Source organism: Kitasatospora sp. Xyl93, assembly GCF_055383135.1.
Map to the genome: position 1 here is coordinate 2,868,194 of NZ_AP029185.1, position 11,807 is coordinate 2,880,000.

7 protein-coding genes and 2 rRNA genes (1 of these 9 cut by a window edge) are annotated in these 11,807 nt (G+C 68.5%); 2 read left to right on the forward strand and 7 right to left on the reverse strand.

Annotated elements, in window-relative coordinates; all coding sequences use genetic code 11:
- Positions 1-398 precede the first annotated feature (398 nt).
- The gene (locus ACZ5GH_RS12685) at positions 399-2,477 is read right to left on the reverse strand and encodes an APC family permease (RefSeq protein ID WP_387748097.1); all 2,079 of its coding nucleotides are present in this window, start codon (positions 2,475-2,477) and stop codon (positions 399-401) included.
- Between the two features lie 248 nt (positions 2,478-2,725).
- Between ACZ5GH_RS12685 and ACZ5GH_RS12690 the strand changes: the two genes are divergently transcribed.
- Both ACZ5GH_RS12690 and ACZ5GH_RS12695 read left to right on the forward strand, forming a co-directional pair.
- A complete protein-coding gene (locus ACZ5GH_RS12690; protein WP_387748095.1) occupies positions 2,726-3,394 on the forward strand; it encodes a potassium channel family protein in 669 nt (222 codons plus the stop codon).
- Entirely contained in the window at positions 3,394-4,065 is a 672-nt protein-coding gene (locus ACZ5GH_RS12695; protein WP_387748093.1) for a potassium channel family protein, read from the forward strand. The genes ACZ5GH_RS12690 and ACZ5GH_RS12695 overlap by 1 nt, the downstream gene beginning before the upstream one ends.
- A gap of 92 nt (positions 4,066-4,157) precedes the next feature.
- On the opposite strand, the gene ACZ5GH_RS12700 is transcribed toward ACZ5GH_RS12695, so the two are convergent.
- The 6 genes from ACZ5GH_RS12700 to ACZ5GH_RS12725 form a co-directional block, all read right to left on the reverse strand.
- Positions 4,158-4,886: a DUF3159 domain-containing protein gene (locus tag ACZ5GH_RS12700; protein ID WP_387748091.1), complete on the reverse strand. Its 729-nt coding sequence runs from the start codon at positions 4,884-4,886 to the stop codon at positions 4,158-4,160.
- On the reverse strand, positions 4,883-5,290 hold the full coding sequence (locus ACZ5GH_RS12705) for an OB-fold nucleic acid binding domain-containing protein (protein ID WP_387748089.1): 408 nt from the start codon (positions 5,288-5,290) through the stop codon (positions 4,883-4,885). The genes ACZ5GH_RS12700 and ACZ5GH_RS12705 overlap by 4 nt, the downstream gene beginning before the upstream one ends.
- A gap of 65 nt (positions 5,291-5,355) precedes the next feature.
- Complete coding sequence (locus ACZ5GH_RS12710; RefSeq protein ID WP_049657530.1) at positions 5,356-6,036, reverse strand: response regulator; 681 nt, start codon at positions 6,034-6,036, stop codon at positions 5,356-5,358.
- A 111-nt stretch (positions 6,037-6,147) separates the two neighbouring features.
- A complete protein-coding gene (locus ACZ5GH_RS12715) occupies positions 6,148-8,739 on the reverse strand; it encodes a sensor histidine kinase (protein ID WP_464334301.1) in 2,592 nt (863 codons plus the stop codon).
- Positions 8,740-9,005: 266 nt separating this feature from the next.
- Positions 9,006-9,122 (reverse strand): 5S ribosomal RNA (gene rrf / locus ACZ5GH_RS12720).
- 85 nt (positions 9,123-9,207) lie between these two features.
- Positions 9,208-11,807, reverse strand: a 23S ribosomal RNA gene (locus tag ACZ5GH_RS12725); it runs 520 nt beyond the window's last position.

Genomic DNA, 11,807 nt, shown 5'->3' on the forward strand with positions numbered 1-11,807 from the left:
GGTGCGCAGCGCCTTGGGCGGCCGCACCGCCTGCTTGCGCGGCGCCTTCCGGCCGGCCTCGGCGGCGCCCTGACCGGCGTCCTTGCCCGAGCCGCCCTTACCGGAGCCGCCCCTGCCCGCGGCGGCCTTGCCCGCAGCGGCCTTCCCCGCGGCGCCCTTGCCCGCGGCGCCCTTGCCCGCGGCGCCCTTGCCCTTCGCGGCCTCCTGGCCGGCGGGCTCCCGGTCCTCCCGCTCGCCCGGGACGATCGGCGCGGTGCGCGCGGTGAGGCCGTCGCGGTCGGTGGCCTCCGGACGAGCCGGACGGCCCCAGCGCGGCCGGGAGACCTGCCCGGGCTGGGAGCCGCCCCGGCGGGCGCCCTTGCCGGAGGAGCCCGAGGAGCGGGGCGGAGTGTTGCGGGTCACTGGGAGGAGTCCTTGCTGCGGTCGGAGGTGTCACCGGCGTCGTTCGTACCGGTGGAGACGGAATCCTTCGACTTTACGGCCTTCGGCGCCCGCGGCTCGCCACGCCGGACGGCGCCCGGCGCCGACCAGGCCTTCTGCGGCCTGCGCCGCTCCGAGGACTCCAGCTGCCACGGTACCGAGGTCACCATCACCCCGGGCTTGAACAGCAGCCGCCCCTTGAGCCGCAGCGCGCTCTGGTTGTGCAGCAGGTGCTCGTACCAGTGGCCCACCACGTACTCCGGGATGTAGACCGAGACCACGTCCCGCGGGCTGCTGCGCCGCAGGTTCTTCACGTAGTCCAGGACCGGCCCGGTGATCTCGCGGTACGGCGAGTCCAGCACCTTGAGCGGCACCTCGATGCCGCGCTCGTCCCACTCCCGCCGCAGCGCCGCGGTGTCCGCCGGGTCGACGTTGACCGTGACGGCCTCCAGCGTGTGGGCCCGGGCCAGCCTGGCGTACGCCAGGGCGCGCAGCGCCGGCTTGTGCAGCTTGGAGACCAGCACGATCGCGTGCACCCGGGTGGGCAGCACCACGTCGTCCGGTTCCTCGGCGGCGGTGAGCTCGTGGGAGACCCGGTCGTAGTGGCGCCGGATGCCCTTCATCATCACGAACAGCACGGCCATCGCGGCGATCGCGATCCAGGCGTGGCCGATCTTGGTGACCAGCACGACGATCAGCACGGCCATGGTCATCACCAGGCCGAAGGCGTTGATCGCCCGGCTGCGCTGCATGTGGCGGCGCTTGGCCGGGTCGGTCTCGGTGCGCAGCAGCCGGGTCCAGTGCCGGATCATGCCGGACTGGCTCATGTTGAACGCGACGAAGACGCCGACGATGTAGAGCTGGATCAGCCGGTTCGGGTCGGCGTCGAAGGCGAGGATCAGCAGGATCGCGGCGATCGCCAGCAGGATGATGCCGTTGGAGAAGGCCAGCCGGTCGCCGCGGGTGTGCAGCTGGCGCGGCAGGTAGCGGTCCTGGGCGAGGATCGCGCCGAGCACCGGGAAGCCGTTGAAGGCGGTGTTGGCGGCGAGCACCAGGATCAGACCGGTGACGGCCGCGACGAAGTAGAAGCCGGGCGTGAAGTTGTTGAACACCGCCTCGCTGATCTGCGCCAGCGCGGTCTTCTGGTGGTAGTCCGGCGCGGCGCCGCCGAGCTGCTCGGCCGGGTTCTCGGCCATCTGGACACCGGTCAGCCGGGCCAGCCAGATGATGCCCATGAACATCACGACGGCGATGCTCGCCATCATCAGCAGCGTGGTGGCGGCGTTCTTGCTCTTGGGCTTGCGGAAGGCCGGCACGCCGTTGGAGATCGCCTCCACACCGGTGAGCGCGGCACAGCCCGAGGAGAAGGACTTCAGCAGCAGGAACACCATCGCGAAACCGGCCAGCGAGTCGTTGCCGGGGGTGGCCGCGAGGTGGAAGCCGGAGCTCTCGGCGGGCATGTCCTGGTCGAGCGCGAAATGCCGGAAGACGCCGTAGCCGACCATTCCGATCACGCCGACCATGAAGGCGTAGGTGGGAACGGCGAAGGCGCTACCGGACTCCCGCACGCCGCGCAGGTTCATGCCCATCAGCAGCACGACCACGACCACGGAGACGATCGCCTCGTGGCCGCGCAGCGCGGGCACGGCGGAGACGACGTTGGCGACGCCCGAGGTGGTCGACACGGCCACGGTGAGCACGTAGTCGACCATCAGCGCGCTCGCGACCACCAGACCGGCGGCCGGACCGTGGTTGACGGTCGCGACCTCGTAGTCACCGCCACCGCTGGGGTAGGCGTGCACGTTCTGCCGGTACGAGGCGACCACGGCGAGCATCACGATCGCCACGACGACGCCGATCTGCCAGGAGAAGTGGATCGCCGAAGCGCCCGCGACGGAGAGGGTGAGCAGGATTTCCTCGGGGGCGTACGCGACCGAGGAGAGCGCGTCCGAGGCGAACACGGGCAGCGCGAGACGCTTGGGCAGAAGCGTCTCGCCCAGCTTGTCGCTGCGTAGGGCGCGCCCGATCAGGATGCGTTTCGGAAGGTCAGTCGGCATAGGCACGTTAAGGAATCGTAGGGGCTCCCCGGTCAAGGCTGCGCCGTTTGTCCCCCCCTTCGTCGCGACTGTGTTCGGTGGACCGGCTAGCGTGTCGGATACGAGTCGGCGGGCAACACTCTGGTTGTCGAGCGTTGCCGGGTCGGCGCCCCCACGAGGAACCTCGTCCCGGACGACCGGGCGGGAAACGGAGCTGAACGGTGTTTGCGCAGGTCAAGGCCCTTTCGGGACGGGTGAGGTAAGCGCCGGTGCACATCGTGATCATGGGCTGCGGCCGCGTGGGCTCCGCCCTCGCCAGAGCACTCGAGAAACAGGGCCACTCGGTGGCCGTGGTCGACCAGGACCCGACCGCGTTCCGTCGACTGGGCGCCGGGTTCAACGGGCGCAGGGTGACCGGCGTCGGCTTCGACCAGGACACCCTGCGCGAGGCGGGCATCGAGGAGGCCGGCGCCTTCGCCGCGGTCTCCAGCGGTGACAACTCCAACATCATCGCCGCGCGCGTCGCGCGGGAGAACTTCGGCGTCGAGAACGTCGCCGCCCGGATCTACGACCCCCGCCGCGCCGAGGTCTACCAGCGCCTGGGCATCCCCACCGTGGCGACGGTCCGCTGGACCGCCGACCAGATGCTGCGCCGGCTGCTGCCGAGCGGCGCCGAGCCGCTGTGGCAGGACCCGAGCGGCGGCGTGCAGCTCGCCGAGGTCGCGTACCACCCGGGCTGGATCGGCCACCGGATCAGCCAGCTGGAGGAGGCCTCCGGCACCCGGGTGGCGTTCGTCACCCGGCTCGGCGAGGGCGTGCTCCCCTCGCCGCAGATGGTGGTGCAGGAGGGCGACCTGGTCCACGTGATGCTGCGCCGGGCCGACCTTACGGCCGTCGAGGCCGCGTTCGCGCAGGGGCCGAAGGAGGAGGGTCACTGATGCGGGTCGCCATTGCCGGGGCCGGTGCCGTGGGCCGCTCGATCGCGGGCGAGCTGCTGGAGAACGGCCACGAGGTCCTGCTGATAGACAAGAACCCCAACTCCATCTCGGTGGAGCGGGTCCCGATGGCGGAGTGGCTGCTGGCCGACGCCTGCGAGATCACCTCGCTGGACGAGGCCGCGCTCCAGCGCTGCCACGTGGTGATCGCCGCGACCGGTGACGACAAGGTCAACCTGGTCGTCTCGCTGCTCGCCAAGACCGAGTACGCGGTGCCGCGGGTGGTCGCCCGGGTGAACAACCCCAAGAACGAGTGGCTCTTCAACGAGTCCTGGGGCGTGGACGTGGCCGTCTCCACCCCGCGCCTGATGTCCGCGCTGGTCGAGGAGGCGGTCAGCGTCGGCGACCTGGTCCGCCTGATGCGCTTCAGCCAGGGCAACGCCAACCTGGTCGAGCTGACCCTGGCGTCCGACGCCGAGCTGGTCGGCACCCGGGTCGGCGACGTGACCTGGCCGCAGGACACCGCGCTGGTGACCATCATCCGCGAGGGCCGGGTGCTGGTGCCCGGCAAGGACGACACCCTGGAGGGCGGCGACGAGCTGCTCTTCGTCGCCGCGCAGGAGCGTGAGGAGGAGCTGGAGCAGCTGCTCTCGGGCACCTCGGGCGCCCAGTAGCCCCGGCGGTACGGCGGAAGGGCCCGCACCCCTCGTCGGGGTGCGGGCCCTTCGCCCGTTGCTCGGCGGCCGGGAGGCGGCTACTTCGCCGGCTACTTCGCCGGCTCCTCCTCGTCCAGCTGCGCCTTGATCGGCGGCGGCGCCTTCAGCAGGATCTGCCAGGTCACGTACATCGCCAGCAGCAGCGGCGGGATGCCGAGGGCGACCTTCAGCCAGCCCAGCAGGTTGACGTTGTGGGTGAAGTACAGCGGGAAGAGGATCAGCGGCTTGGCGCCCATGATCACCACCCAGGCCCAGGTCGCCTTGGTGTAGGCGGCCAGGCGGCCCGGGTTCTCCTTGCGCCAGGTGAACATCTCGCCGGTGATCGGGCCGAGCATCACCCCGATCATCGGCCAGCGCACCAGGGCGGAGGTCGCCAGGGCGACGCAGTAGCCGACGTTCCAGAGCAGGCCGGGCAGGTAGAAGTCCTCGGCCTTGCCGCTCTTCATCGAGATCCAGGCGCCGAGGGCGACGCCGAACACGCCGCTGAAGGCGTGCTGGATGGTCTCCCGGCGCGCCAGCCGGGCCACCACGAACAGGGCGCTCAGGCCCAGCGCGGCCCAGGCCGCGGTGCTGACCTGGTGGGTCAGGTTGTACGTGACGATGAAGACCAGGCCGGGCAGCGTCATGTCGATCATGCCGCGGATGCCGCCGAAGGCCTGCAGCACGGTGTCGGCGGCCTCCTTGGAGGCGGCCCTGCGGGCGGCCTCCGCGGCCGCGTGGTCGACGGACGGGTCGAGCTGGGCGGCGGTCTCGCCGCCGGGCTGGTTGCTCACGCTCATTCGCTCCCGTGTCCGACCGGACGCAGCTCGTAGCGGGGGTTGAACAGCACGCGGCGCCCGCGTGCGTGACCGATCCGGCCGCTGGCGACCAGCCGGCGGCCGGGCTCTATCCCGACGATCGAGCGGCGGCCGAGCCAGACCACGTCCAGTGCCTCGGTGCCGTCGAAGAGTTCGGCCTCCAGGGCGGGCACACCCGCCCTCGGCCGCAGCGTCACCGTGCGCAGCGTGCCCGCGACGGTGACCAGCTCGCGGTCCCCGCAGCCGGCGATCGGGGTGCAGCCGGACTCCGCGGCGGTCTCCTGGCGCAGCTCCTCGGCGTCCAGTTCCTCGGCCGAGGAGGTCAGCCGACTGAGCATGCGGCGGAACCGCCCCTGCGGCTGGCCGCTGCTGTTGTCACCACTCATGTCGGAAGGGTACCGGGTTCCGGCCCCCCGACGGCAGGTCGTCCGGCCGCCGGGGGCGGTCGCGGTCAGCTCTCGAACCGGTATCCCATGCCCGGTTCGGTGATGAAGTGGCGCGGGTGCGAGGGGTCGCGCTCCAGCTTGCGGCGCAGCTGGGCGAGGTAGACCCGCAGGTAGTTGGTCTCGGTGCGGTAGGCCGGGCCCCACACCTCCTGGAGCAGCTGGGTCTGGCTGACCAGCCGCCCGGCGTTGCGGACCAGGACCTCCAGCAGGTGCCACTCCGTCGGGGTGAGGCGGACGTCCGCGCCGTCCCGGTTGACCTTCTTGGCCGCGAGGTCGACGGTGAAGGACTCGGTGACGACCAGCGAGTCGGCCTCCCCGGCCACCGGCTCGGCCCGCCGCACGGCGGCCCGCATCCGGGCGAGCAGCTCGTCCATGCCGAACGGCTTGGTCACGTAGTCGTCGGCGCCGGCGTCCAGCGCCTCGACCTTCTCGTCCGAGGCGTGCCGGGCCGACAGCACGATGATCGGCACCCGGGTCCAGCCGCGCAGGCCGCGGATCACCTCGACCCCGTCCATGTCGGGCAGGCCCAGGTCGAGGACGACCACGTCCGGATGGCGGGCCGCGGCCAGCTCCAGCGCGCTCGCGCCGTCATGGGCCGCGTCCACCTCGTACTTGCGGGCCTTGAGGTTGATCACCAGCGCGCGGACGATCTGCGGTTCGTCGTCCACGACGAGGACCCGGGTCATTTACGGGCTCCGCCTTTCGGGGCTGTCTGACTTACGGACTGGGGACTGCTCGATTGCTCTGGTTGACGCGGCGCCGGGAGCGCGACGGGCCGGCCGGTGCGCCGCCCGTGCTCAGGTGATCAGCTCCGCGAGCGGATCGCCGCCGTCGCCGCCCGGCTCCCCCGTCTCGGGCGGCCGTTCGACCACGGGCAGGCTGACGACCATGGTGAGGCCGCCGCCCGGGGTGTCCTCGGCGGTGACGGTACCGTCCATCGCCTCGACGAAGCCGCGCGCCACCGCGAGTCCGAGGCCCACCCCGGCGCCGCGCGGCGCGTCGCCGTAGCGCTGGAACGGCGCGAAGATCTTCTCCTTGGCGTCTTCGGGCACGCCCGGGCCACGGTCCACGATCCGCAGCTCGACCCGGGCCGGGACCCCCGGCTGCCGCAGCTCGTCGGCCTTGACCAGCACCCTGACCCCGTCCGGGCTGTACTTGACGGCGTTCTCCACCAGGTTGGCCAGCGAGCGCTCCAGCAGCCCGCCGTCGGCCCGCACCATCGGCAGCGACTCCGGCACCTCCAGCCGGACGGACTCCGGCGGCACCCCGCCGAGCGCGAACGGCACCACCTCGTCCAGATCGGTCTCCTGGATCAGCGGGGTGACCGTCCCGGTCTGCAGACGGCTCATGTCGAGCAGGTTGTTGATCAGGTGGTCCAGCCGGTCGGCCCCGGCCTCGATGCCGGCCAGCAGCTCGGCCTCGTCCTCCGGGTCCCAGTCGACGTCGGCCGAACGCAGCGAGGTCACCGAGGCCTTGATGCCCGCCAGCGGGGTGCGCAGGTCGTGCGAGACGGCGGCCAGCAGGGCCGTCCGGATCCGGTTCCCCTCGGCTTCCCGACGGGCCTCGGCGGCCTCCCGGGCCAGCCGGCGGCGTTCCAGCACCACGGCGGCCTGCGCGGCGAACGCGCCGAGCAGGCGGCGGTCCGCGCCGGGCAGCACCCGGCCGCGCAGCACCAGCGCCAGGTTGTCGCCGACCGGGACGTCCACGTCGGCCTCCTCCGGCCGCACTGGCGGGCGCGGCCCGGCGGCGGCCACCGGCGCCCAGGCGGTGAGCCTGTCGGGCCGTTCCAGCAGCGCGGCGCTCTCCTGCCCGAAGGTCTCCCGGACCTGCTCCATCAGCGCGGTCAGCACCCCGTCGCCGTTGGGCGCGCCGCGCAGCACCGTGCCGGCCAGCGCGCTGAGCGTCTGCGCCTCGGTCTGGCTGCGGGCCGCCTGCTGGGTACGCCGGGCCGCGAGGTCCACCACCGACGACACCGATATGCCCACGACGGTGAATATCGCCACCGCCATGATGTTCTGCGGCTCGTTGATGGTGAAGGTGTGCAGCGGCGGGGTGAAGTAGTAGTTCAGCACCGAGGAGCCGACCAGCGCCGAGCCGACCGCCGGCAGCAGACCGCCGACCAGCGCCGCGCACACCGTCAGCGACAGGAACAGCAGCATGTCGGTGGAGAGCCCCAGGCCGCCGATCGCGGCCAGCACGATCGCCGTCAGCGGCGGGCCGACCAGCCCGATCAGCCAGCCGGCCACCGTCCGGGTACGGCCCAGGTCGGTGATCCGGCGGATCGGTATCTTGCCGCGCCGACCGTGCCCGGCGTGCTCGTGGGTGACCATGTGGACGTCGATGTCCCCGGCCTCCCGGGTCACCGTGGTGCCGACGCCCGGCCCGTACAGGTACTGCCAGGCGGGCCGCCGGCTGGTGCCCAGCACGATCTGGGTGGCGTTCACCCCCCGGGCGAAGTCCAGCAGCCCGGCGGCCGGGTCGTCCCCCAGCACCGCGTGGAAGGAGCCGCCGAGGCTCTCCACCAGCGCGCGCTGCTCGATCAGCGTCTGCGGCGAACCCGAGCCCACCAGCCCGTCCGAGCGGGAGATGTGCACGGCGAGCAGCTCGCCGCCGGAGACCCTGGCGGCGATCCGGGCCGCCCGGCGGATCAGCGTCGCCCCCTCGGGCCCGCCGGTCAGGCCCACCACGATCCGCTCCCGGGCCTGCCAGGTGCCCTCGATGCCCTGCTCGGCGCGGTACTTCTGGAGGTACTCGTCCACCCGGTCCGCGGTCCACAGCAGCGCCAGCTCGCGCAGCGCGGTCAGGTTGCCCGGGCGGAAGTAGTTGGCGAGGGCGGCGTCGATCTTCTCCGGCGCGTACACGTTGCCGTGCGCCAGCCGTCGCCGCAGCGCCTGCGGGGACATGTCCACCAGCTCGATCTGGTCCGCCCGGCGGACCACCTCGTCCGGGACGGTCTCGCGCTGGCGCACGCCCGTGATGCCCTCGACCGCGTCGCCGAGCGACTCCAGGTGCTGCACGTTGACGGTGGAGACCACGTCGATCCCGGCCGCCAGCAGCTCCTCGACGTCCTGCCAGCGCTTGGCGTTGCGGCAGCCGGGGACGTTGGTGTGGGCCAGCTCGTCCACCAGGGCCACCTGCGGCCGGCGGGCGAGGACGGCGTCCAGGTCCATCTCGGAGAACCGGGCGCCGCGGTGCACCACCTGCTGGCGCAGCACGACCTCCAGGCCGGCGACCATGTCGGAAGTCCGCCGACGACCGTGGTCCTCCACGAACGCGACCACGACGTCCGTGCCACGCTCCTGCCGCCGGTGCGCCTCGGCGAGCATGGCGTACGTCTTGCCGACCCCGGGGGCGGCCCCGAGGTAGATCCGCAGCCTGCCTCGTCCCATGAGCACCATTCTTGATCCGGACCGGCCCGGGAGACACCCCGGACACTTGTTCCCCTCGCCTTCGAGACTACGGCGTGCGACGCGATTTTCCGCTGATCAGTGCGCTGATCAGGCGGTTTTAGCGGCATATTGACGGCGAACCAGCCACTCGGCGGGGGTCGTTCGGGAGGGGTCCGGGAGCCCTCGGGGCGGCGATTGACGAGGTCGGCCCGGAAATGCGAAGAACCCCCATCCGGATCCCGGATGGGGGTTCTTCAGCAATGATTGTTCGGCGGCGTCCTACTCTCCCACAGGGTCCCCCCTGCAGTACCATCGGCGCTGTAAGGCTTAGCTTCCGGGTTCGGAATGTAACCGGGCGTTTCCCTCACGCTATGACCACCGAAACACTATGAAACTGTCAACCGCACCAACCCACGAATCGGGGGTTGGGGTCGTTGTTTCAGAACAACACAGTGGACGCGAGCAACTGAGGACAAGCCCTCGGCCTATTAGTACCGGTCAACTCCACCCCTCACAGGGCTTCCATATCCGGCCTATCAACCCAGTCGTCTACTGGGAGCCTTACCCTCTCAAGGAGGTGGGAGTGCTCATCTCGAAGCAGGCTTCCCGCTTAGATGCTTTCAGCGGTTATCCCTCCCGAACGTAGCCAACCAGCCATGCCCTTGGCAGAACAACTGGCACACCAGAGGTTCGTCCGTCCCGGTCCTCTCGTACTAGGGACAGCCCTTCTCAACACTCCTACGCGCACAGCGGATAGGGACCGAACTGTCTCACGACGTTCTAAACCCAGCTCGCGTACCGCTTTAATGGGCGAACAGCCCAACCCTTGGGACCTACTCCAGCCCCAGGATGCGACGAGCCGACATCGAGGTGCCAAACCATCCCGTCGATATGGACTCTTGGGGAAGATCAGCCTGTTATCCCCGGGGTACCTTTTATCCGTTGAGCGACGGCGCTTCCACAAGCCACCGCCGGATCACTAGTCCCTACTTTCGTACCTGCTCGACCCGTCAGTCTCACAGTCAAGCTCCCTTGTGCACTTACACTCAACACCTGATTGCCAACCAGGCTGAGGGAACCTTTGGGCGCCTCCGTTACCCTTTAGGAGGCAACCGCCCCAGTTAAACTACCCACCAGACACTGTCCCTGATCCGGATCACGGACCCAGGTTAGACATCCAGCACGACCAGAGTGGTATTTCAACGGCGACTCCACAACAACTGGCGTTGCTGCTTCACAGTCTCCCACCTATCCTACACAAGCCGAACCGAACACCAATATCAAGCTATAGTAAAGGTCCCGGGGTCTTTCCGTCCTGCTGCGCGAAACGAGCATCTTTACTCGTAATGCAATTTCACCGGGCCTATGGTTGAGACAGTCGAGAAGTCGTTACGCCATTCGTGCAGGTCGGAACTTACCCGACAAGGAATTTCGCTACCTTAGGATGGTTATAGTTACCACCGCCGTTTACTGGCGCTTAAGTTCTCAGCTTCGCCTGGCCGAAACCAAGCTAACCGGTCCCCTTAACGTTCCAGCACCGGGCAGGCGTCAGTCCGTATACATCGCCTTACGGCTTCGCACGGACCTGTGTTTTTAGTAAACAGTCGCTTCTCGCTGGTCTCTGCGGCCACCCCCAGCTCAAGGTGCAAGACCCATCACCAGGAATGGCCCCCCTTCTCCCGAAGTTACGGGGGCATTTTGCCGAGTTCCTTAACCATAGTTCACCCGAACGCCTCGGTATTCTCTACCTGACCACCTGAGTCGGTTTGGGGTACGGGCCGCCATGAAACTCGCTAGAGGCTTTTCTCGACAGCATAGGATCATCCACTTCACCACAATCGGCTCGGCATCAGGTCTCAGCCTTCATGTGAGGCGGATTTGCCTACCTCACGGCCTACACCCTTACCCCGGGACAACCACCGCCCGGGCTGGACTACCTTCCTGCGTCACCCCATCGCTCACCTACTACCCCGTTGGGTCACCGGCTCCACCACGTCCCTTCGTCCGAAGACTCCAGGCCGGCTTCACGGGCTTAGCATCAAGAGGTTCAGCGTTGGCGCTTCAAAGCGGGTACGGGAATATCAACCCGTTGTCCATCGACTACGCCTGTCGGCCTCGCCTTAGGTCCCGACTTACCCTGGGCAGATCAGCTTGACCCAGGAACCCTTGGTCAATCGGCGCAAGAGTTTCCCACTCTTGTATCGCTACTCATGCCTGCATTCTCACTCGTATACCGTCCACGACTGGTTTCCACCGCCGCTTCACCCGGCACACGACGCTCCCCTACCCATCACAGCAGGCGTTGGCCCTATTGCTGCAATGACACGACTTCGGTGATGTGCTTGAGCCCCGCTACATTGTCGGCGCGGAATCACTTGACCAGTGAGCTATTACGCACTCTTTCAAGGGTGGCTGCTTCTAAGCCAACCTCCTGGTTGTCTCTGCGACTCCACATCCTTTCCCACTTAGCACACGCTTAGGGACCTTAGTCGGTGTTCTGGGCTGTTTCCCTCTCGACCATGGAGCTTATCCCCCACAGTCTCACTGCCACGCTCTCACTTACCGGCATTCGGAGTTTGGCTAAGGTCAGTAACCCGGTAAGGCCCATCGCCTATCCAGTGCTCTACCTCCGGCAAGAAACACGTGACGCTGCACCTAAATGCATTTCGGGGAGAACCAGCTATCACGGAGTTTGATTGGCCTTTCACCCCTAACCACAGGTCATCCCCCAGGTTTTCAACCCTGGTGGGTTCGGTCCTCCACACGGTCTTACCCGCGCTTCAACCTGCCCATGGCTAGATCACTCCGCTTCGGGTCTTGGGCATGCAACTCAACCGCCCTATTCGGACTCGCTTTCGCTACGGCTACCCCACACGGGTTAACCTCGCTACACACCGCAAACTCGCAGGCTCATTCTTCAAAAGGCACGCAGTCACGGCCCACGTCCGAAAACGTGAACGACGCTCCCACGGCTTGTAGGCACACGGTTTCAGGTACTATTTCACTCCGCTCCCGCGGTACTTTTCACCATTCCCTCACGGTACTATCCGCTATCGGTCACTAGGGAA